The sequence below is a fragment of the Pseudomonas sp. JC1203 genome, from assembly GCF_056175065.1.
The window spans coordinates 145,797-167,706 of record NZ_JBWCAM010000005.1 but is presented as its reverse complement, the minus strand read 5'-3'; the positions used below and the strand labels follow the sequence as shown (position 1 = coordinate 167,706).

Here is a 21,910-nt window from a genome sequence, read left to right as displayed (position 1 = left end):
CGTCGCAATGGCCCAAGGCCGGTTTAAACTCGGCAACACCCCTTCATTGCACGAGCGCCTTCATGACCGGTTCCCTGCTTCTGCGCGGCATGTTCGTCGGCATCCTTGCCGGCTTTCTCGCGTTCAGCTTCGCCAAGTGCTTCGGCGAACCCCAGATCGACCAGGCATTTGCCTTCGAGGAACAGCTGGACCAGGGCCCTGCTCCCGAATTATTGGGCCGCGAGCTGCAAAGTGGAATAGGCCTGATCAGCGGCGTGGTGGTGTACAGCGCCAGCATGGGTGCGCTGTTCGCCCTGGCCTTCGCCAACTGCGTAGGGCGTGTGGGGCGCCTGGGGCCGCGTGGGCTGGCGGCCTTGCTGGCACTGGCGGCATTCGTGGCGGTAATCGTGGTACCGGCGTTGAAATACCCGGCCAACCCACCGTCCATTGGCGACCCGGAAACCATCCGCGAGCGCACCCACCTTTTCTTGCTGATGGTCATGCTGTCGGTGGTGGCCATGGTCATTGCGGTGAACTTCGCGCGTAACCTGCTACCGCGCCATGGCGTCTGGACCGGGGCACTAATCGGCATCGCCCTGTACCTGCTGGTGGTGAACCTGGGGGGCTCGGTGTTCCCGCCGGTGAACGAGGTGCCCGAGGGCTTCCCGGCGGAAAACCTCTGGCAGTTCCGCCTGGCCACCCTGGGTATCCAGCTGGTGATGTGGAGCGCCCTCGGGCTTGTTTTCGGCTACCTGACCGAGCGTGATTTCAAGCGCCAACGTCTGTTGGCCGGGCGCTGAAACAGGGTGCTGCGAAAGCCGGCGCAAGGCCGGTTTTCGCTTCACAAAAGCGCCCACAAATCCACACATTTATATTTGCTCACGCCCCCCGTTTCCCTCTTCTCAACCGCGCGGCGATGCCTAGAATAGGCGCTCGGTTGCGGTCCTCGTCCTGAGTTCGCCGCCCGTATCGAATCCAGCCTCCATCATGTCTGATAACAACCCTTGCGTGAGTTGCGGCGCCTGCTGCGCGTTTTTCCGTGTGTCTTTTTATTGGGGCGAATGCACCTCGGGGGGCGGCCTGGTACCCGACGACCTGACCGTGCAGGTCAGCCCCAACCACGTCGCCATGCGCGGCACCGAGGTCAAGCCAACGCGCTGCACCAGCCTGGCGGGTGAAATCGGCTGCTCGGTGGGTTGCACCATGTATGAACAACGCTCCAGCACCTGCCGCGAATTCGAGGCATCGTGGGAGACCGGCGCGCACAACGAAGCCTGCGACCGCGCCCGCGCGCACCACGGCCTGCCAGCACTGGAGCCAGGCTGGGCACTGAGCGCCTGAAAACAAGGCGAACGCCTGGTACTGGCACATTGTCTAGAGTGATGGCATGCCGCCTTTTCCAGGAACCGACCGTGGACCCCAAGACCCTGCAGGCCTATGACCAGCGTGCGCCCGACTATGCGCGCGAATGGAACCACCAGGCGCCCCCCAGCGACATGTACGCCCTGCTGCTGCGCCACTTCCGCCCCGGCCCCACGGTGGACGTGGGCTGTGGCAGTGGCCGCGACCTGGCCTGGCTCAGCGCCCAGGGCTTCGATGCCCTGGGCGTGGAAGCCAGCAGCGGCCTGCTGACCCAGGCGCGCACCCTGCACCCCGACCTACGTTTTGCCCTGATGCACCTGCCCGAACTGGAAGGGCTGCAAGCCGGCAGTTTTCAGAATGTGCTGTGCGAAACGGTGATTATGCACCTGCCCGAAGACCAGGTGGCGGTGGCCACACGGCGGCTGCGCGCGCTGCTGCGCCCGGGCGGGACCTTGTATTTGAGCTGGCGGGTGACCCCGGAGGTGTCCATCCGCGACGCGGCCGGGCGCCTGTACAGCGCCTTCGATCGGCGGCTGGTGCGGGAGGCGTTGGGGAGTGTGGAGGTACTGCTGGATGATGAATCGACGAGCCTGTCGTCGGGCAAGCGCGTGCATCGGTTGATCGTGCGGGTGTGACGCGTGACGCGGCCTGTTGCATGTTGTGGGTCACGATGATCACGGTGAACTGCTCTTTGAGTTCGGTGATCAACTGCTCGATGCGGCCGGTGGAGATCGGGTCCAGCGCCGAGGTCGGTTCGTCCAGCAGCAGCACCTGCGGTTTCAGCGCAATGGTGCGGGCGATGCACAGGCGCTGTTGTTGGCCACCCGACAGGCTCTGGGCGCTCTGCTTGAGCTTGTCCTTCACTTCACCCCACAGGGCTGCGCCGTGCAGTGCCTGCTCGACGCGGTCGTCCATCTCGCGGCGGCCCAGTTTTTCATGGTGGCGCACGGCGTAGGCGATGTTGTCGTAGATCGACATCGGGAACGGCACCGGCTTCTGGAACACCATGCCCACGTGGCTGCGCAGGCGGTTCATGGAGTAGCTCGGCGCCAGGATGTTTTCGCCGTTGAGCAGTACTTCACCCTTGGCTTCCTGTTTCGGGTACATCGCGTAGATACGGTTGAATACACGCAGCAGCGTGGACTTGCCGCAGCCGGACGGGCCAATGATGGCGGTCACGCGCTTCTCGGGAATGTCCATGTCGATGGATTTCAGCGAGCGCTGCTGGTCGTAGAAAAATTCAAGGTTGCGCACACGGATTTTGGTGCGTTCCTGGGCAAGACTTGTCATTAGTGAGACCTATTGCGCAAAAGGATCAATCGGGAAAGCAGGCTCAGGCACAGGACGAACAGCGTCAGCACCAGGGCCCCGGCCCAGGCGATGGCATGCCAGTCGTCGAACGGGCTCATGGCGTACTGGAAGATCACCACCGGCACGCTGGCGATCGGCTTGAGCAGGTTGCTGCTCCAGAACTGGTTGCCGAAGGCGGTGAACAGCAGCGGCGCGGTTTCGCCGGTGATGCGCGCCAGGGCCAGCAGCACACCGGTCACCACGCCCGCCTTGGCGGCGCGCAACACGATCTGCAGGGTCAGTTTCCACTGCGGCACACCCAGGGCCAGCGCGGCTTCGCGCATGGTGGAGGGTTGCAGTTGGAGCATTTCATCGGTGGTACGCACCACCACCGGGATTACCAGCAGCGCCAGGGCCAGGGCACCGGCGAACGCCGAGAAACCGACGAGGTGGTTGGTGAGGTGGTTCAACGGCAGAATCACCGCGGTGTAGATGAACAGGCCCAGCACGATGGACGGCGCCGACAACAGGATGTCGTTGATAAAGCGCACGGTGTTGCCCAGTTTGGAATGGCGCGCGAACTCGGCCAGCCAGATACCGGCAGCCAGGCCAATCGGGGTGCCAATGATCAGTGCCAGCACCGACATCAGCGCGCTGCCATAGAAGGCGTTGGCCAGGCCACCCTCAGTGCCCGGTGGCGGGGTCATCTGGGTGAACAGGTTCAGGTTGAGGGCCTGGAAGCCGTTGATGACCGTGGTGATCAGAATCCACACCAGCCACAACAGGCCGAAGGCCGTGGCGCCACAACTCAAGGCCATGGCCAGCCGGTTCTTCAGGCGGCGAACACGGTACAGCCGCTCGTTGTCGTTCATAGTCCCTCTTTACGCGACAAGCGCATCAACATCAGGCGGGCAGCCGCCAGCACCACGAAAGTGACGATAAACAGCAGGAAGCCCAGGGCGATCAGTGCCGAACGGTGCAGGTCGGTATAAGCCTCGCTGAACTCGTTGGCGATCACCGAGGCGATCGAGCTGCTGGGCATCAGCAGGGAAGCGGAGAACTGGTGGGCGTTGCCCAGCACGAAGGTCACCGCCATGGTTTCCCCCAGCGCGCGGCCCAGGCCCAGGAAGATGCCGCCAACCACCGCCGAGCGGGTGTAAGGCAGCACGATGTCCCAGACCACTTCCCAGGTAGTGTTACCCAAGGCGTAGGCCGATTCCTTCAGGGTGGTAGGCACGCTGCGGAACACCTCATGCATCACCGAGGTGATGAAGGGGATGATCATGATCGCCAGCACGATACCGGCGGTGAGCATGCCGATGCCCAGCGGCGGCCCCTGGAACAGCGAGCCCACCAAAGGCAAGGCGCCCAGGTGGTCGTTGATCCACGGCGCCAGGTGCGCGGCCATGAACGGGCCGAAGATAAACAGCCCCCACATGCCGTAGATGATCGACGGGATACCGGCCAGCAGCTCGATCGCCGAGGCAATCGGCATGCGCAGCCACATGGGCGCCACTTCCGTAAGAAAAATGGCGATGCCGAAACTCACCGGAACGGCGATCAGCAACGCCAAAAGCGAGGTCACCAGGGTACCGAAAATAGGCACCACGGCGCCGAACTGGCCGTTGACCACGTCCCATTGGGTACTGGTCAGGAAGCCGAAACCAAAGGTGCGAAACGCCTCGCTACCGCCCCACAGGGTGGAACCGGCGATACTCAGCAGCAGGACCAGCACCAGCATCCCGGCGCCCATCATGGTGCGTCGAAACCACATGTCGTGGCGATGGTCGCGGGCCGCGCGGGCTTCGCTGGCATCGGTGGTGGAACTGGTCGAGGTCATGTATTGGGTGTTATCTGTCATGGCAATCCACTCGCAAGGCAGACGCCCCCGCAAGACTGTTCAGGGTCCGCGGGGGCGCGCCGGTTTACTTCACATCAATGGGCGAAATCGGATTTCCAGTAACCTTCGATCTTCTGCACCAGCGAGCTCGGCAGCGCTACGTAGTCCAGCGCGCTGGCCTGCTGCTGACCGTTTTCCAGGGACCATTTGAAGAAGTCGAAGGCGGCCTTGCTCTGCTCGGCGTTCTTGGACTGCTTGTACATGATGATCCAGGTAGTGGCAGTGATCGGCCAGGCGTTGTCGCCCGGGGCGTTGGTCATGATCAGGTTGAAGTCCTTGGCGCTGCCCCAGTCGGCGGTGTCGGCGGCAGCCTGGAAGGCCTTGGCGTTAGGCTCGACGAACTTGCCGGCGGCGTTCTTCAGCTGGGCAGTGGCCATTTTGTTCTGCAGGGCGTAGGCGTATTCGACGTAGCCGATGGAGCCCTTGATCTGCTTCACGTAGGCAGCCACACCTTCGTTACCCTTGCCGCCCACACCTACTGGCCAGGCCACGGTGGTGCCGAACTTCAGGGTTTCGTTCCAGCTAGGGCTGACCTTGGCCAGGTAGTTGGTGAAGTTGAACGAGGTGCCCGAGCCGTCCGAACGGTGCACGACGGTGATGGCGGTTTCAGGCAGTTTGACGCCTGGGTTCAGGGCTTCGATGGCCTTGTCGTTCCACTTGGTGACTTTGCCCTGGAAGATGTCAGCCAGGGTCTGGCCGTCCAGCTTCAGCTTGCCGCCTTCAACGCCTTCGACGTTGAACACCGGCACGATACCGCCGATGACGCTGGGGAACTGGCCCAGGCCGGCTGCTTTCAGGTCGTCAGCGCTGAGTGGGGCATCCGATGCGCCGAAGTCAACGGTAGCTGCCTTGATTTGAGCGATGCCGCCGCCCGAACCGATGGACTGGTAGTTGATGCGGTTGTCTTTTTGCTTGCTGTAGTCCTGGGACCATTTGGACAGCACTGGGTAAACAAAGCTGGAGCCCGCACCGGTTACATCGGTCGCGTGGGCCAGGCCCGAAAGGCACAGGGAGGCCAGCAAAAGCGACAGACGATTTTTATTCAGCAGCGTCACGGCAACACCTCGGCAAATTGGTTTGAGTGGGTCCTACCCACACTGGTTTGGCCGTGACGATTTAATGCTTTGAATATTTCGGTTTAATGACAGTTAGTCGAATGGCATGTGAAATTATTGCATTGGGCCAGCATCGCCTGCCCCCAATGGGCCAGAAAATCGCCATGACCAAGCCTTTGATTTGCTTCTGATCTGCTTGTGATCTGCTTGTGATCTGCTTGTGATCTGCTTGTGATCTGGCTTGTGATCTTGATTGTATGCCCCGTAAAGCGCCCGGGCCGACTGGAGGCGTCGATCAACGGGCTGCCCGAAGGGCCGAGGCCGCAGGCCGAAGAGACGGTAACCCGCAGGCTTCTATAGCGGGTGCCGTCTGCCCGTTGAGCGGCGCCGGAAGGAGGGGACCCGTAGCGCAGCGCAGGGCCCAAGCAGGGGCAAGCGTTTTTTGCTTACTTTTTTTGGCGTCTGAAAAAAAGTGAGTCGGCGTAAGGCCGAAACGGTCGGTGGTCGCACCGCGAAAATGGATATGTCTGAAATCGCCGAAGCGAGCTGCGCCAGGGGACCGCTTGGCCAACGCCTCCAGTCGGCCCTGGCGCTTTATGGGGCACACAATCAAGATCAAAGGCCTCACGGGATCAAGCTCAAGATCAAGAGCGGTGTGTATGTGACGCTGAAGCGTTTAAATGAATTTCACCCCCAGACGCGCCCTTTCATCCACCACCAACTCAAACACATCCGGCCGCGAATAGTGCCCAACCACGTCGAAATCATACCGAGCACGCACCAACTCCTCACTATCGATCTCAGCCACCAACAACCCCCGCTCCCCTACCAACGGCCCTGCCAGCACATCACCCAGCGGCCCGACAATGACGCTGCCGCCATTGATCAAAGGCCGTTCCAACGGCCAGTTGGCCACCTCTGTACCCAAGGCAGCCGGCGAGTCCTGCACCTGGCAGGCGCTGACCACGAAACAGCGCCCCTCACAGGCCACATGCCGCATGGTCACCTGCCACATTTCCCGCTCGTCCACGGTGGGCGCACACCACACGTCCACGCCCTTGGCGTACATGGCCATGCGCAGCAGCGGCATGTAGTTTTCCCAGCACACCGCGCCGCCAATGCGCCCGGCAGCGCCTTCCACCACCGGCAAGGTGGAGCCGTCGCCCTTGCCCCAGATAAGCCGCTCGGTGCCGGTGGGCATGAGCTTGCGGTGCTTGGCCACCAGGCCCTGTTGCGGGCAGAAGTACAGCACCGTGCAGAACAGCGTGTGGCCGCTGCGTTCGATCACGCCCAGCACCAGGTTGGCGCCGGTGCGTTGCGCAAGGGCGGCCAGGGCGTCGGTCTCGGCGCCGGGCACGTCAATGGCGTTGGCGTGGTAGCGGGCGAAAGCGTCGCGGCCTTCGGGCAGGCGGTAGCCCAGTTGGGTGCCGAAGGTCTCGCCCTTCGGGTAGCCGCCCAGCAGGGCTTCGGGCATGACCACCAGTTGGGCGCCGGCGTCGCGGATGGCGTCTTCGTAGCTGAGGATTTGCGCCAGGGTGTCGGCCTTGCCGCCCGGCAGCGAACCGATTTGCAGGGCGGCGACGATGGATTTCGACATAGCGGTGTGGCTCCGTGTGCAGGACTGATTGCACATTGTCGGCGCCTGATGAATCATGAATAAAGCCCAGTTCAATACTGAATGATATGAGCCATATGAATATCGTCGACGTCGATCTCAACCTGCTGAAAGTCTTCGAGGCTTTGCACGACGAAGTCAGCGCCAGCCGCGCGGCGCTGCGCCTGGGCGTGACCCAGTCGGCGGTGAGCGCGGCCCTGCGGCGCCTGCGCGAGGTGTATGGTGACCCGCTGTTCGTGCGCACCGGGCGCGGCCTGGCCCCCACGCTGCGGGCCAATCAGCTGAAGCCGCTGATCAGCGAAGCGCTGAACAAGTGCCGGCAAAGCCTGACCCTGCTCGACCCCAATGCCCTCGATTACCAGGGCCGCGCGGTGAGCCTGGGGCTCTCGGATGACTTCGAAATTGCCTTCGGCCGCGCCCTGATCGAGGAAGTTGACCGCCGGGCGCCGGGCCTGCGCCTGATTTTCCGCCAGACCCACACGCAAATCGTCGCCCAGGCCCTGAGCGAGCGTACCCTGGACCTGGCCATCACCGCCGGCGGCTTCAACGAACGCATGCTCAGCCGCCAGGTGCTGGGCGACGGGCATTACCTGAGCCTGGTGGACCCGGCCAGCCTGGCACCAGGCCAGGCGCATATCGATGTGGACGAGTTCGTCGCCCGTGAGCAGATTTTGATTTCTTCGGGAGGGTTCATCGGCATCATCGATGAAGCGCTGGCAGCCTTGGGCCGTGGCCGCCAGGTGCGGGCCTCGACCACGCATTTCGCCGCCCTGCCCTACTTGCTCAAGGGCTCGCGGGCGATTGCCACGGTGCCGGCGCATGCGGCGTGGCGCATTGCCGAGGTGTGCGGACTGGCGACCGTGCCTTGCCCGTTGACGCTGCCGCGCTACCCCATCGAGATGGGCTGGCGCACCCACGCGCAGATCGACCCGGCGCTGCTGCGCGTGCGCGAGGCCATCAGCGCCTGCGTGGGCGAGGCGTTACTTGTTGGCGGCCATTAGCCGGTTGACCTCGGCGCGCACCATGTTGGCGTACTCGGGCGGCGACATGCCGTCCAGCTCGGCGCGTACCCACTCGGCCCAGCGACCCTTGCGCTTGGACTTCTCACTGATCAGGCGGGTGGCGTCGGCCTTGGCCTTGCCCAGGTTGGACTGCCAGAGGTCGAACAGGCGGGATTTCTCGTCCTCGATCATCGCCCGCTCGGCGAGGCTCATGTTGGCCAGATTGAAACTCATGGGGTAACCCTGCAGCGTGAAAATTGGCCGCTATCTTACACTGTCGGGCAGGCGGACCTGAACACCGCTGCAACTTTCGCCAACCGCTGCAATCCATTGTTCACTGCCATCAATTACCAGGAGCACCGCATATGGCCCGTAAAACTGCCTCGCAAGCCGCCGATCAGATCAAGGATCAAGCCTTCAGTGAACTGCAGGCGCTGATCGAGGAATCCGAAGCCCTGCTCAAGAATGGCGCGGAACTGGTGGGTGAAGAAGCCGAGACCTGGCGCGAACAGGTCAGCCTGAAACTCAAGCAAGCACGTGAGTCGGTGAGCGGCGCGCGTGACCGTGCACAACCGGTAGTGGACGCCACCCAGGAATACATCGGTGGCCACCCGTGGCAGACCGTGGCCATTTCCGCAGGCTTTGGCCTGGTGGTAGGCCTGCTGCTGGGCCGCCGTTCCTGAAACGCCCCGTAGCAGCGGCCGCCTGGCGGCAGCTGCTACATCCTGTGGGAGCTGGCTTGCCAGCGAGCTGTTGGGGCCATAAAAGCTCGCTGGCAAGCCAGCTCCCACAAGACAGTTGCTGCTACGCCAGCGCCTTGAGGCGCGCGAGTTCCTCCACGCCGATCTTGATCCCTTCCTGCAATGCCTGGGCCCGCGCGCGATAGCGCCGCTCCCCGGCCATTCGTGTCACCCCCACCTCCTGCATGCGCTCCACCAGCTCGCGACTGCGCGCGGCGAAGTCGTTGCCGGCTGATTTGCCGGGGTCGATGACGATGATCAACTGGCCGGTCCAGGGCGTCTGCGCGCCGGGGTGCTGGCTCCAGTCGAAACCGAACGAGAAGTTGCCGCCGGTCAGTGCCGCTGCCAGCAGCTCGACCATCATCGACAGCGCCGAGCCCTTGTGCCCACCGAACGGCAGCAACGCACCGCCATCGAGAATTGCCTTGGGATCGGTGGTGGGCTGGCCGTGGCGGTCCACGCCGGTGCCGGGCGGCACGGCCGCGCCCTGGCGCGCAGCGATCTGCACATCGCCGTGGGCCAGGGCGCTGGTGGCCATGTCGAATACGATCGGGTCATGACCCTCACACGGCGCGGCGAAGGCGATGGGGTTGGTCCCGAACAGCGGCTTCTGCCCGCCATGGGGCACCACGCAGGTCATGCTGTTGACCACGCTCAGGGCCAGCAGCCCCTCGCGGGCGAACGGCTCGACGTCAGGCCACAGCGCGGCGAAATGGTGCGAATTACGAATCGCCAGCACTGCGATGCCGGCCTCCCGGGCCTTGGCCACCAGCAACGGCCGGGCCGCTGCCAGCGCCGGCTGGGCGAAGCCGCGGGCGGCGTCCACGCGCACGAACCCCGATGCCACGTCCTCGACCACCGGCACCGCTGCACCGTCCACCCAGCCGCTGGTGATGGACGACACATAGCCCGGCACGCGGAACACGCCGTGGCTGTGGGCGCCATCCTGCTGCGCGGTGGCACAGTTGTGCGCGAGCACCTGGGCCACCGACGCCGAGGCACCATGGCGCTGGAAAATCTGCCCTAGCAGTTGCACCAGCGCATCGAACGCCAGCGTCGTGGTTTGCGCATTGCCGACAGCCGTCATCACCTACTCCTTGCGTGGGTAAGCCCGATTAATCGCACCGCCACGGCGCGGGTGTCAATACCAGCAGCGGCCAGACGGCGGCGGTAAATAGCTAATGCCGCGAACAGGCATGGAAAAACTATCGTCGCGTTCCCATTTCGCGCCATCGGACCTTCACCATGCCAACCTTGAACGTACCGTTCTTTCACCCCGACGCGCTGTTCGCGCGCTTCAGCCACGATATCAACACTGCATTAATCAACGAGACGCTAAGCGAGATTGAACACGGCTGGCTCATGCAGTGCAGGCTGCCACCTGCGTTCATCCGCACCGACCAGCCATTGTTGGCCGAAGGCCTGCAACTGGACCCGCAACTGGCCTGCGCACTGGTGTTCAGCCACGCCGACGGGAATAACCCGGCAACGTACCTATGGACTGTCCTGGACGGAATTCAACCCTTCAACAACCGCGACGGCCTGCACGAGCGCCTGCGCGAGCTGCAAGACAGCACCTCGGTGGAGTTCGAGTTGGAGCGCACCGGCCCCACCCCCTTCGACGCCCTGGCTAACACCTACGTATTGAGCCGCGGCAAACATCTGGACGAGGTGGCGGCCTGGTTCGCCGCCCTGCCCAACCTGGACCAGCAACTGCAGGCGGGGATGGCCGTGCGCCTGGCCACCCACTTCCCCGGTGAAATCGCCGACCCGGAAATCGTCTGGCTGCAGGTGACCGACGAGCACACCCGCAGGGTGCTGCGCACCATGACCCTGGCCGAGCGCCACTTGCAGGTATTTGCCGGGCAGGCACTGGGCAAGGATGAACAGTTGCGCTGGCTGAGCCATGGCGACGACGTCATCACCGATGAGGAACGCGACGACCTGCAGCGCACCATGACCACCAGCCACGAATGGCTACCCGACGCCTACGTGAAATCCTTGGGCGTGGATTGGACAAACTACCGGGAAAGCATCGCCCGGCTCTACGGCGCAGGCTTCTACCAGGCGTTGCTGCAGGCCCGGCACAACTACGCCATCGAGGACGACCATTGGCCATGGCTGCGCGCGGCGCTGGTCGAAGGCAAGGTGGAGGGGGTGGCGGTGGCCGAGCATGGCGCGACCACGCCTTTGCTCAGCATTAACGGCGTGATGCTGATCAGCGATCCGACCCATGACGCCGTGTATATCTACGACGGCGCCGATGGCCTGCAACGTCATGCCAATCGCGCGTCCTACATGCACTACATGCTGGCCATGCCCGTGCTACCACCGTCAGTGGCTCGCGAGGACCAACTGGCTTGGCAACGCCTGCACCGCCCCCAGGTGTTCACCCCAGCGCTGGGGGCCACCCCGCTGCTGGCGTGCACGGATGCGATCCGCCAATGCCAGCTGCGCAACCTGCGCACCTGCCTGCTGCAGCAAGCCGGCAGCGGCGCCAGGGCCATGGTGCGGGTGGACGAGGCGCTGGATGTGCGTGAACTGATCGATACCCGCCTCATTGGCCTGGATACAAGCTACCGCTGGACCGCCGTGCCCCTGCGCAATCAATCGGGCTTGGTGCCACGCCCGGATGCCCTGCCCACCACTGCCCGTTGGATGAAGCAGATCAACCGCCTGGGTAACCGCTACCAGGGCCTGCGCAGTGGCGTCACCGACGTGCGACAGAGCGCGGCCGACGTGCTGGCCGCCCCCCTGTGCGTGATCAGCCCAATGCTGGGCAGCAAGACTGTGATCTTCGACCTGCCGACGACAGACGAACAAGCCGCCCGTTCGATCAACCTGGGGGATGTGCTGATCGAACGGCTCACACTGCCCGCAGGCCACACCCAGGCTCTGCCGCCCGCAGTGGGAATAGACGGTGCGCCCCTGCACACGCTGCCGGCTACGCTGGTGCAGGCCATTGTGCAGCAAGCTTCACAACAGTTGTCAGACCGCCTCAAGACGCGCCTGGAAAGTGATAGCGGCTGGTGCCTGCAGGGGCTCTGGGAGTGGCCGCAACGTGAGTCCCGGCAAATTCGCGAAGCGCTGTTGCGCATCGAACTGAGAATGCAACGCCAGTTCGGGCAGATACAGGCCAGTACCTTGGACCACTTGCAGCAAGTCCTCGACTACCCGCTGGAAAGCCAGCGCAAAAACCTTGTCCGGCGTACCGAGGCCTACGGTGTGTCGGTAAAATTCAGCGACCACGCCGGAGCCGTGCTGAGCAACGCCTTCGTGCTGCAGCTGCACGACGCCGCGAACGGGCCGCTGCTGCTATGGACCGTGCTGGAGGGGCTGCAAACCTTCGACACAGACCAGGCACTCAGCCAATGGCTCATTGCCAGCCTGCACAACCCGCCCGAAAACCGCGATTGGATGCAGCTGTTTGACCCCGACGACCAACAAGCCTTTGCCGCCGCGCTGAAAACCAACAAGGCGCTACCGCTGAAAATAGTGCTGTGGCGCATTACCGATTCACTTCCCCAACGCCTGCAGGAGATCGAGTGGCAGCGCCAACAGGCGTCATCGCTGGCTGCCTGGCAGCAAGCCTGCGACTTTCACTTTGAAGGCGACCTGGCACGCGACTATGTCCACAACGTGGCCCTGGACGGTGCCCTCAACAGCCACCTGCTGGGCCTGGCCCACGCCGTCGAATATTGCCACCTCAAGACCACCCTGCCCGCCTGGTTGACCACCGCGGGCATGGAAGACTTCACCACCTACACCGCCCTGGTGCAAACCTGCGAGCGCCTGCAACGCGAGGATAACGACTACCTGTTCGGCATCGCCGACCTCGGCACCTTTACCCACCGACGGGTCAGTGAGCGGCTGCGCAAGGACCTCGGCACGAGCGCACCAGACCCCGATTCCGTGCTGATCACCCTGCGCCATTTCGAGCCGGCAATGGTCGGCGCCGGGGACATCCCCTCGCACCTGCCTGGCCTGACCCAGGAGCGCCGTGAATCCCTGACCGAAGCGGCCATCGATCAGCTCTCGATGCTGCCCGGCACACCCTTGGTCCTGGAGATGAGCGACGCCAGCCCGTTGCCCCAGGCGCTCAACGCCGACTACGTGCACAAGCTGCTGCGCGAGCTGGACGTGGGTACCCACTACCGCGCCCTGCTGAAGGAAAAATTCGACGAGGGCCACCCCCAATACCTGGAACGCCAACGCCGCTTCGCCCGCCAGCTGACTGCCGAACTGTTGACCAACGCCTTCCAGCAGCGGCTGATGGGCACCCTCAGCGACAAGGCGTTCCGCTACATCCAGACCATTCTGGTGATGCCGGATGCGCAAGCCCGCACACCCTGGGAGGGCGTTGACATCGTCATGCGCCCCTTGCAATTCCAGGCCGCGTCGTTCCTGCCCCCGGACCAGGCCACCGGCCTGCACCTGATCGGCCCCAAGGACATGAGCCAAGGCCCGTTGGTTCTGTATACCGTGTACGCCGTGGGGCATGTTTTCCGGGAGTACGCCAACAAGGATGACCTGCTCAAGCAACTGCGCGCCGACGCCGAGTTGCAAGCGCTGGTGCTGGGCCGCCTCGACCCCGCCATCGACGGGCGTTACGCCCGCCATGGTTTCGTCAACCCGCACCTGACGGGGATCGGCGGCTCGGTGCTGGATGTGGAACTGCGGCCAGTGGGCACGGTGATCGCCGAAGCGCCGCCGGCGCCCGGCCACGCCTTGCACTACCTGTTTGTCGACAACCTGGCCTTGCTGCAACGCGTGACCTCAGAAGCAACTGTCACCAGCGACGAGGCCTGGTGGAAAACCTTTCGTTACCTGATGACCCTGGGCTTGGAACAGGGCTCTATCCTGCTGCCCGGGCCGTTGGCCAAGGTGGTCAACCTGTGGCAGGCCAGCAGTTGGTTCGAGGCATCGCTTGGCGATGCCGCGCAACAGCGTTGGGGCCAGGCGCTGGGCAAATTTGTCGCCGCGCTTGGCCTGCTGGGCGGCTCCCGCGAGAGCGCCGAGCGCATGATGAGCGGCGGCAGACAACACCTGCTGCCCTACCGTTCGCGGCCGCCCGCCGCAAGTACGCCAAGCCAGCAGGCCGCCAAGCTGGCCCGGGTCGGCACCTTCGAGATTCTGAACCTGGACCTGCGGCAGATGACATTCGACAGCACCCTGCGGCTCTACACCTGGCGCGGCCGTTACTACGCGGTGGTGCTGGGCAAGGTCTGCGAGGTGAAAAAGGTCGACGATGAGTGGCGCCTTGTCCAGGACGAACGCTTGGGCCCGGTGATCCGCTGGAAAGATGCGGCAAGGGACTGGCAGCTGCTCGATGCGCTCGCCCCCCTGAGTTGCGGCTACAACATCAAGCGAATCCTGCAGCAACGAGGCACCCAGGAAGAACTGAAGAAATGCTTCACCGCCCAGGCCCAGGGCATGGATGCGTTCTTTGCCCTGGACCCGCAGAACGCCCAGGGTTTCAGCCTGAGCTATGAGCAAGCGCAGAGCTACCTGCTGACGGCACTGGACAACCTCAATGCGCGCAAGCCCTGGAAGCCGTTGCCGGCCGCGACCGAGCAACGCTTGTGCGAGCTGTTCGGTGTGACTGCCAGCACACCGCCCCTGCTGGACAAGCTGCGCAAAAAAATGCGCACCTTGCTGCGACACCTCATCGACCCGACCATGGACCCGCAGCATTCACAACGCTATGTATTCGGGCAAAACATGCCCGGCTACGAGAACACCCATGCGTTCATCTTCCAGGCCGACCACTACCGGCGTATTTTCTTCACCGAACGCTTCCTGCGGGTGGACACACGTTACCTGCAGAACGTGGACACCACTCTGTCGCTGGTGGACCCGCTGCGGCACGCCCAGGCGGCCACGCTGATTCATGAGATTTCCCACCTGGTCACGGGCAGCGTCGACATCGCCTACCTGCACACCTGCATCCCTGACCCGGACATCATGTTCAGCAGCACCGCCGCGCAGCGCCAAATCGTCGACGAACTGACAGAAGTGCGTAATCGCCTGTCGACGGCAATCGACCCGGCCGACCTGTTCGAGGTCCAGGACAGAGTGACCGGGCTAATGCGCGACATTGACCTGGACGACGGCCGGACCCTGGACAAGATTCTTGAACTGACGGGTGCCGAGGACCTGGGCTTCGCCCGCGACGTATTCACCAACGACGAAAGCCGGCGTGCCGATGTGATCCTGGCCAACGCCGACTCCATCGCCCTGCTGGCCACCCAACTGGGGCGTGAACGCTGGTAACGGCGAGCCCGGCGGCGGCCGAACGGCAGTGTTCGGCCGCCGCCCATAAACAATTCGCGCCGGCCGATAAGCGAATTGCCATGATTGACGGGTTCCAGCATTTCGGGGTGAGAGGTTAGAATGGCGAACGTTTACCGGAGCTTGCCATCGAAATGCCCGCCACCCCTGACCACCCTGACGCCATCACCGAGGCCGCCGCCCAGTGGTGCATGCGCCTGCACGCCGACGACTGCACGGCCCAGGAGCGCGCGCAGTTTCAGGCATGGCTGGGCGAGCACCCGCTGCACGCCCAGGAGTTCGAGGCCATGGCCGAGATCTGGGACCTCTCCGACCAGTTGCCACGCAATGCAGCGCCCCCTGTTCTGCCGTTCACGCCGCGGCCACGGGCCTGGCGGCGCCTGGCTGTGGCTGCGGCAGTCACCCTGGTGGCGCTGCCCGTGGCGGCCTACACCGGCTGGAGCGCCGGCTGGCTGCCCAACGACTACCAGCACGAGGCCAGCCAGGGGGCGCTGCGCCACGTGGTGCTGGGCGACGGCACCCGGGTCGAGCTGAACCTGGACAGCGAGCTGAGCTACACCAACTTCAAGGACCGCCGCCAGGTGCGCCTGAGCCGTGGCGAAGCCTTCTTCGAGGTGACCCACGACGCCCAGCACCCCTTCGTGGTGAAGGCTGCCGAGGGCCGCATCAAGGTGACCGGCACCCGCTTCAACGTGTGGAAATACCAGGACCAGGTGCGGGTGACGCTGGTGGAAGGCTCGGTGCTGGTGAGCAGCGTCAATGCCGACCCCGATGGCGGCTTCCGCCTGGGCCCCGGCATGCAGGCGCGGTACAAGGCCGGCGACTATGAACCACAGCTGAGCCAGACCTATGCCGGCGACAACAGCCTGGCCTGGCGTGACGGCAAGCTGATCCTGGACAACCTGCCGCTGGCCGACGCCCTGCCGCTGATCAACCGTTACCTGGAAAAACCGCTGGTACTGGGCGACGACCACAGCGCACATATCCGCATTGGCGGCATGTACGACACCTCGCGCATCAAGAACCTGGTGGCCAGCCTGCCCAAGGTGCTGCCCATCTACCTAACCCAGAACAACGAAGGCGACACGGTGCTCAACAGCATCCCTGCCCAGCCTTGATGTGAATCTTTACCAACCTGTACACATGGAAATCACGAATTTTCCACAGTCGGGGGTTCATGATTCAAGCGGTCCATTCGTCCTATATGTAGGAGCGACATTTCACCGGACCTGCTCTGGAACAGGAGTTTTCTCATGCAAAATTCGCCAATGCCCACCTCCGCCCTTGCCGCCGCACGCCCACAGGCTGTGGCGCAGCCCGCGCCCGAGCGCTGCAGCAACAGCCAGATCAAGGAATTGCTCAAGGCCTACGGCCTGCGTACCAGCCTGATCCGGTTGAAGGTGATCGACGCCCTGCTGGGGGCCGAGCGCGAGGGCCGCAGCATTGGCGTGCGCGCGGTGCACACGCATTTGCAGGAGCTGGACATTCCGCTGTCGTTCCTCAGCGTGCGCGAGGTGCTCAAGCGCTTGGGCAGCGAAGGCGTGATCGAGATGCACACCGACAAGACCTATGGCCTGAGCGAGCACGCGCTGGCCATGCTGCGCCCGCACTGACGCAGCCTGCGGCAGCTGCTACGCGATTCCCCCGTAGCGGCGGCCACAGGCCGCGTCAAGGCACGCCTGGCTTCAGGGCTTGACCTTGCGGCGCATGATGCCATTCAGTACTACCACCACCACCGCGACGCCAATGGCGATGTACTGGAACATTTTCTCGCTGATCATGCCGTCCTTCTGCATCCACGACAGGCCGAGCATGATGGCCAGCACGGCGATGGAAATGAAGACGGAATAGATCAGGCGTTGCTTCTGGGTCATGGGGTACTTCCTGGTTCATTTGTATCGAATGGGTGTCAACAACCACACCAAGCACATACCCGATCGCGGGGATGCGCCGGGGTTTTCAGGGTCTCATAGTACAGTGCCCATCCTGCTTTGTGGACGGGTGCTTCACTCTATGAGGATTTACCCATGCTGCGTCGAATCACTCTGCTGATTCCCCTTCTCATGATCGCATCGCTGAGCGGTTGCTGGATGTTCATGCCACCAGGCGGTGGCGGTGGTGGCCACGGTGGCGGTGGTGGTGGCGGCGGTTTCGGTGGCGGCCATGGTGGCGGCCCCGGTTTCATGCAAGGACGCTGATTACCGAAGCGAGCCCCCGGGCTCGCTTTTTCATGCCTGCGGTATCAATTGTTTATGCCACACCACCTGGTTTAACCACCCAGCCCTCGGTAGCCATTCGCCACATTGCCAGTTCCCGCGACGCTCAAGCTCCTCCCGCCGATTAGCACTACGTAACAACGCCCACTTTCCTACCGCACGCATCACCGTTGCCGCCTGTAGCCGCGCGCGATACGACTTAGAATTTGCTTGGCACAACGCCCCCATTTGGAAGGGCGCCCAGCCCCCTTCGCCATTACAAGGACGTCACCATGGACATCAACGACCTCAAGCAAGTCGACATCAGCCAGCTGCCCCATTCCCTGCAACGCCTGATTGACTGCATTGGCGTGGAAAACGCCTATCACCTGACCTGCCTGTACGGCGGGCGCCCCAAGTACATCCCCAAGCACCCGCAGCGCACGGCGCTGGCCAAACACCTGCCACCCGAAGCCCTGGCACGCCTGATCGAGCGGTTTGCAGGGTTGGCGTTGGAGATTCCCAAGGCTGATCATTTCTGCCGGCAATTGCGCAACCGGCAAATCCAGGAGGAAAGCTCCAAAGGCAGCTCACGCAGTGAACTGGCAGACAAGTACGGCTTGAGTCTGCGCCAGATTGGCAACATCAGGCGCCAGGAAGCAGCGGCCCTGGCCGAGCAGTCGTAATAGAGGTGAGAAGGCAGTGTTTGTAGCCACTGCCGCGCGCGGCGCTGGCCCGCGACCAGGCTGGAGATATCCAACGTGGTCGGGGGCCAGCGCAACGTGCGGCAGTGATTACGCCGGCAGTCAGAAGTCGCGTTTGTAGAAAATATCCAACGAGCTGGCCACGCCGCTGGCCACTTCCACATACACTTTCTTGCTCAGCTTGTAGCGCAACGCGATGGTGTTCGCGGGCTCGAATACGCCCACGCCATAGCGCAGGGTGAGCTTCTCCGAGAGGTTGCCACTGGCGACCACGCTGGTGGTATCGCCGCTGCCCTGGGTATCGAGCTGGAAGTCCTGTATACCCAGGTCCTTGGCCAGCGTGTCGGTAACCTTCGAACTGCCCGCCAGGCCCAACCCCAGCGCCGCTTGCGCGAGCATGTTGTTATCCTCGCCCGTGGTGCTCAGCGGGCGCCCCAGCACCAGGTACGACAGCGCCTGCTCCTGGCTCATGGTGGGCTCGGAAAACACTTCGGTGGTGGGTTGTTCGGCGCTGCCGCTGAGGCGGATGCCGGCGATCACGTCATCGGTCTGGCGAATGGCTTCGATATCCAGATACGGCTGGGCAATGGGCCCGGCGAACAACAACCGTGCGCGGCGGATGGTCAGGCGCTGGCCGTAGGCGCGGTAGCGGCCGTCGTTGAGGCTCAGCTCGCCACGGGTGTCGAGGTTGTCACCAATGTGCACGTGGCCCGCCAGGTTGGCGGTGAGCCCGAAGCCGCTGAAGCTGAGCTTGTCCTGCCCCACCTCGACGTTGATGTCCATGGCCATGGCCATCGGCGCGGCGGCCGGCGGCGCCTGGTGGCCGATGATGACCGTGTCCTCGGAGACCTTCACCGTGGACGGCGGCAACTCGCGCACAGTAATCGCGCCGCTAGGGATCAGCACCTTGCCGGTGACCGCCAGCTTGTCGTCGGCCAACTGGATGTGCAGGTCGGGCGCCGCTTCCAGCTCGGCATAGGGCTCGACAGTGACTGGCAGCCGCGTACCCTTCAGGCTGATGTCCGCCGCCAGTGCCTGGCCCCATTGCAACTGGCCGCCCAGGCTGCCCTGCCCGGCCTTGCCGCTTTTCCAGTCGCCCTGCAGGTGCAGGCTTTCGCCAGCGATCTGCGCCTGCAACTGCAGGCCTTCGAAGCTGACCGGCAGCTGTGCACCGGAAATTTCGCCATCGCGCAAGGTGACCGTACCGTTGACCTGGGGCGCCACCAGTGTGCCGCCCAGCTGACCGCTGCCGTCGAGGTGGCCGGCGAGCTTCTCGACCATGGGCGCGAATGGCCGGCCGATGCCGATGTCCAGGCCCTGCAGGCGGAAATCACCGGTCAGCGGCTTGTTGCGCGCCAGTGGATCTATGCGTGCGTTTACCTGCAACTGGCCCAGCCGTTCACCCTGGAACTGCAATTGGGTGTCGATGCGCCGCGGCCCAAGGGTGCTGGTCAGGCGCAGGGTCTGGTACGGGAAATCCAGCCATTGGTCCTTGTCCTTCAGGCGCAACGTGCCGCCGCTGGCATCCACCAGCACCTGGCCTTTGGGCCCGCTGGCGGGCAGGTCCAGTTGCAGGTCGGCGTTCAGCAGGCCCTGCCAGGCGAAATCCTTGGGCAACCATTGGGCCAGGCTTTGCAGCGGGAACTGCTTGAGGTGGTAGCGCAGCTTGGGCTCGGGCATCAACCGCTGGTCTTCGCCGCACAGGCTGGCGCTGCCGGACTGGAAGCAATGGGCGCCCAGGTTGACAGTGCCGTTGGCCAGCCGCTCAAGCTTGGCGGGGCCGCCCAGGCGCCAGTCCTGGCCGCCGGCCTGGATATCGGCGCTGGCCAGGCGGCCACGCCAGTTGCCTTTGTCCAGGGTACCGTCGAGGGCAGTAGCAAGCACCAGTTGCGGGCCCTTGAGGTCCAGTTGCAACTGTTGCTTGCGCAGGTCACCGCCGGCCTTGGCGGTCAGGGTGCCCAGCGCGGTTTCACCAGCACGGATGCCGGAAGCCGTCAGCGCGAGCGTGCCCTGCTGGGCCTTGTTCAAGGTGGCGGCCAGGTCGATGGCCTGCAGGCGGTTGTCGCCCAGGGCCAGGCCCTGCCCTTTCAGGGCAAGCTCGCCCTGGGGCGCCTGCAACGTGCCTGCGGCGTCGATACGGCCTTTCAACTGCCCCTGCAACTGCGGCCACAGCTGGCCCAGGCGCGGCAGGTCGAGGTCGATGCGCCCTGCCAGGCGCTGGTCCAGGCTGCCGCTGCCATTGATATGGTTATCGCCCAGGCGAATGTCGAGGTTGGCCAGGGTCCAGCGCTGGTCGGCGCCTTGGGCTTTAACCTGCAGCACGGCAGACTGGCCGCGCAGGCGGCCCTTGAGGTCAAGGTCGGCGTTCAGTTGCAGCGCGCCGTTCACCAGCTCGCCCTTGCTGCGCAGCGGCCCTGCCAGGTTGCCGGGCAGCTCCGCCACCCAGAAGGCCGGGTCCAGGTTGCTCAGGTCCAACGCCGCCTCCCAGCGCAGGGCATCGGCGAAATACAGCTTCAGGCTGCCGGCGGCGGTGCCCTTGCCGGCGCTCAGGTTCAACTGCGGCAGGAACACCGCGCCCAGGTCGCCGCTGAACGGGCTGGCCAGGCTGAAGGCGCCAGCGGGGCCATTGAAGTCGCCGCTGAAGTTGCCCATGTACTTGCCGTTGCGGTACGCCACCTCAGTGCTGAGGCGGTGCACGCTGACCTGCGGTTCAGCGATGTCCGGGTACAGGTGGTGCCAGGGAAAGTCCAGCCAGTCCAGCCGCGCGTCAGCGCTCAGGCCATCCTGCCAGCTCAACTGGCCGTCGAGCTTGACCCGCTGGCTGTCGTTGGCACCCAATTGCAGGCCCTGCACCTTGGCCCCCTTGGCATCGGCGATGCCGCTCAACGCCAGGTTCATGGCTTCGCCCTCGGCAGGCAGCTGCGCCTTGCCGACGATCTGGTAGCCAGCCTTGAGGTCGCCCTTGGCGCTCAGGTCCAGCTGGTTGAGTTGCAAGGTATCGGGCAGGCCCGGCGCGGCCTTGAACGCATCGGCCACAATGTGCAGCTGCGCTGGCAGGTTATCGGCCAGCGGCTGCAGTTGGCCACTGACGGTAGCGGGCAGGTAGCCACTGCTCTGGCCGTGCAGTTGCAGGCTGTCGAGCAGGTTGCCGTCGATGTCCAGCGCCAGCTGCCACGGCTGCTCGCCCACCTTCGGCAATTGCAGCTGCGCCGTGGCCTTGAGCGGCCAGCGCCCGCCTGGAGCGATGGTGCCGCTCAGGTCCAGGGCCAAGTCGTCACGCTGGGCGTGCAGGGAATCGATGCGCAGGCCGTCGGCGGTCCACTGGGCCGCCAGTTTCAGCTTCTGCACCTGCTCGCTGCCGTCGATGGAGAGGCTGCCCAGGTAGATTTCGCCAATCTGCAGCTTGACCGGCAGTTTCAGGTCCGGCAGCTGCAAGGGGCCAGTGCTCTCGGACGGCGCGCTGGGCGGCAGGGTCAGGCTGATCTGCTCTACTTCCAGGCGCTCGATGCACAGGGTCAGGTGCAGCAGGCACGATGGCGACCATTCCAGCAACGGCGTTTTCAGCAGCAGCCGCGTACCGCCCTGCTCCCAGCGCACCTCGTCGGCGCTCCAGTGCCCACCCAGGTGGCCACGGAAATTGTCCACGGCAAGCCCGGGCACTCGGGCCAGGGCCCAGCGGCCGCCGCCGGTGGTTTCCAGCACCAGCACGGCGCCTGCCACCACCAGCCCCACCACGACGGCCACGCCGCCACCGGCCCACAGCAGGCCGCGTTTCAAC

Annotated in this window: 18 protein-coding genes and 1 pseudogene; 10 read left to right on the top strand and 9 right to left on the bottom strand. The window is 64.1% G+C overall.

Translation table 11 applies throughout. From position 1 onward, the window contains the following. Window positions 1-62 precede the first annotated feature (62 nt). From AC0SZ7_RS09975 to AC0SZ7_RS09965, 3 genes are all read left to right on the top strand, one after another. Entirely contained in the window at window positions 63-779 is a 717-nt protein-coding gene (locus tag AC0SZ7_RS09975; RefSeq protein WP_475504245.1) for a CbtA family protein, read from the top strand. A gap of 187 nt (window positions 780-966) precedes the next feature. Beyond that, the gene (locus AC0SZ7_RS09970) at window positions 967-1,320 is read left to right on the top strand and encodes a YkgJ family cysteine cluster protein (protein ID WP_475504244.1); all 354 of its coding nucleotides are present in this window, start codon (window positions 967-969) and stop codon (window positions 1,318-1,320) included. Between the two features lie 41 nt (window positions 1,321-1,361). Then, window positions 1,362-1,976 (top strand): class I SAM-dependent methyltransferase, encoded by a 615-nt coding sequence (locus AC0SZ7_RS09965; RefSeq protein WP_475504243.1) that lies wholly within the window; start codon window positions 1,362-1,364, stop codon window positions 1,974-1,976. Here the strand turns inward: AC0SZ7_RS09965 and AC0SZ7_RS09960 are convergent. From AC0SZ7_RS09960 to AC0SZ7_RS09940, 5 genes and pseudogenes are all read right to left on the bottom strand, one after another. Next, window positions 1,915-2,631, bottom strand: a pseudogene (locus tag AC0SZ7_RS09960) (phosphate ABC transporter ATP-binding protein); the annotation flags it as partial. The gene AC0SZ7_RS09965 and the pseudogene AC0SZ7_RS09960 overlap by 62 nt on opposite strands. After that, entirely contained in the window at window positions 2,631-3,503 is an 873-nt protein-coding gene (gene pstA / locus AC0SZ7_RS09955; protein ID WP_475504242.1) for a phosphate ABC transporter permease PstA, read from the bottom strand. The pseudogene AC0SZ7_RS09960 and the gene pstA, both read right to left, overlap by 1 nt. Beyond that, the gene (gene pstC / locus AC0SZ7_RS09950; protein WP_475504241.1) at window positions 3,500-4,492 is read right to left on the bottom strand and encodes a phosphate ABC transporter permease subunit PstC; all 993 of its coding nucleotides are present in this window, start codon (window positions 4,490-4,492) and stop codon (window positions 3,500-3,502) included. The genes pstA and pstC overlap by 4 nt, the downstream gene beginning before the upstream one ends. Before the next feature lie 74 nt (window positions 4,493-4,566). After that, entirely contained in the window at window positions 4,567-5,586 is a 1,020-nt protein-coding gene (gene pstS / locus AC0SZ7_RS09945) for a phosphate ABC transporter substrate-binding protein PstS (protein ID WP_475504240.1), read from the bottom strand. A gap of 676 nt (window positions 5,587-6,262) precedes the next feature. After that, complete coding sequence (locus AC0SZ7_RS09940) at window positions 6,263-7,183, bottom strand: carbon-nitrogen hydrolase family protein (RefSeq protein ID WP_475504239.1); 921 nt, start codon at window positions 7,181-7,183, stop codon at window positions 6,263-6,265. 86 nt (window positions 7,184-7,269) lie between these two features. Between AC0SZ7_RS09940 and AC0SZ7_RS09935 the strand changes: the two genes are divergently transcribed. Next, a complete protein-coding gene (locus AC0SZ7_RS09935) occupies window positions 7,270-8,202 on the top strand; it encodes a LysR family transcriptional regulator (RefSeq protein WP_475504238.1) in 933 nt (310 codons plus the stop codon). Here the strand turns inward: AC0SZ7_RS09935 and AC0SZ7_RS09930 are convergent. Further along, complete coding sequence (locus AC0SZ7_RS09930) at window positions 8,182-8,436, bottom strand: hypothetical protein (RefSeq protein WP_475504237.1); 255 nt, start codon at window positions 8,434-8,436, stop codon at window positions 8,182-8,184. The two genes, AC0SZ7_RS09935 and AC0SZ7_RS09930, sit on opposite strands and share 21 nt — an antisense overlap. A gap of 131 nt (window positions 8,437-8,567) precedes the next feature. Here AC0SZ7_RS09930 and AC0SZ7_RS09925 point away from each other — a divergent pair, with 131 nt between their 5' ends. Continuing rightward, window positions 8,568-8,885 (top strand): ElaB/YgaM/YqjD family protein, encoded by a 318-nt coding sequence (locus AC0SZ7_RS09925; protein ID WP_475504236.1) that lies wholly within the window; start codon window positions 8,568-8,570, stop codon window positions 8,883-8,885. A 121-nt stretch (window positions 8,886-9,006) separates the two neighbouring features. Here AC0SZ7_RS09925 and AC0SZ7_RS09920 read toward each other — a convergent pair whose 3' ends face one another. Continuing rightward, window positions 9,007-10,029: an Ldh family oxidoreductase gene (locus AC0SZ7_RS09920; protein ID WP_475504235.1), complete on the bottom strand. Its 1,023-nt coding sequence runs from the start codon at window positions 10,027-10,029 to the stop codon at window positions 9,007-9,009. Window positions 10,030-10,187: 158 nt separating this feature from the next. On the opposite strand from AC0SZ7_RS09920, the gene AC0SZ7_RS09915 reads away from it, so the two are divergent. The 3 genes from AC0SZ7_RS09915 to AC0SZ7_RS09905 all read left to right on the top strand — a co-directional run bounded on the left by AC0SZ7_RS09915 (window position 10,188) and on the right by AC0SZ7_RS09905 (window position 16,846). Next, a complete protein-coding gene (locus AC0SZ7_RS09915) occupies window positions 10,188-15,215 on the top strand; it encodes a dermonecrotic toxin domain-containing protein (RefSeq protein WP_475504234.1) in 5,028 nt (1,675 codons plus the stop codon). A gap of 152 nt (window positions 15,216-15,367) precedes the next feature. Beyond that, entirely contained in the window at window positions 15,368-16,351 is a 984-nt protein-coding gene (locus AC0SZ7_RS09910; RefSeq protein WP_475504233.1) for a FecR family protein, read from the top strand. Window positions 16,352-16,486: 135 nt separating this feature from the next. Further along, complete coding sequence (locus tag AC0SZ7_RS09905) at window positions 16,487-16,846, top strand: fe2+ zn2+ uptake regulation protein (RefSeq protein ID WP_475504232.1); 360 nt, start codon at window positions 16,487-16,489, stop codon at window positions 16,844-16,846. A 72-nt stretch (window positions 16,847-16,918) separates the two neighbouring features. On the opposite strand, the gene AC0SZ7_RS09900 is transcribed toward AC0SZ7_RS09905, so the two are convergent. Next, window positions 16,919-17,107, bottom strand: coding sequence for a hypothetical protein (locus AC0SZ7_RS09900; protein WP_475504231.1), 189 nt, complete (start codon window positions 17,105-17,107; stop codon window positions 16,919-16,921). A 153-nt stretch (window positions 17,108-17,260) separates the two neighbouring features. On the opposite strand from AC0SZ7_RS09900, the gene AC0SZ7_RS09895 reads away from it, so the two are divergent. Beyond that, a complete protein-coding gene (locus AC0SZ7_RS09895) occupies window positions 17,261-17,431 on the top strand; it encodes a hypothetical protein (protein WP_475504230.1) in 171 nt (56 codons plus the stop codon). Between the two features lie 290 nt (window positions 17,432-17,721). Beyond that, window positions 17,722-18,114 (top strand): Mor transcription activator family protein, encoded by a 393-nt coding sequence (locus AC0SZ7_RS09890; RefSeq protein ID WP_475504229.1) that lies wholly within the window; start codon window positions 17,722-17,724, stop codon window positions 18,112-18,114. Between the two features lie 120 nt (window positions 18,115-18,234). Here the strand turns inward: AC0SZ7_RS09890 and AC0SZ7_RS09885 are convergent, their stop codons facing one another. Beyond that, window positions 18,235-21,909 (bottom strand): translocation/assembly module TamB domain-containing protein, encoded by a 3,675-nt coding sequence (locus AC0SZ7_RS09885; RefSeq protein WP_475504228.1) that lies wholly within the window; start codon window positions 21,907-21,909, stop codon window positions 18,235-18,237. Window position 21,910: the final 1 nt, after the last annotated feature.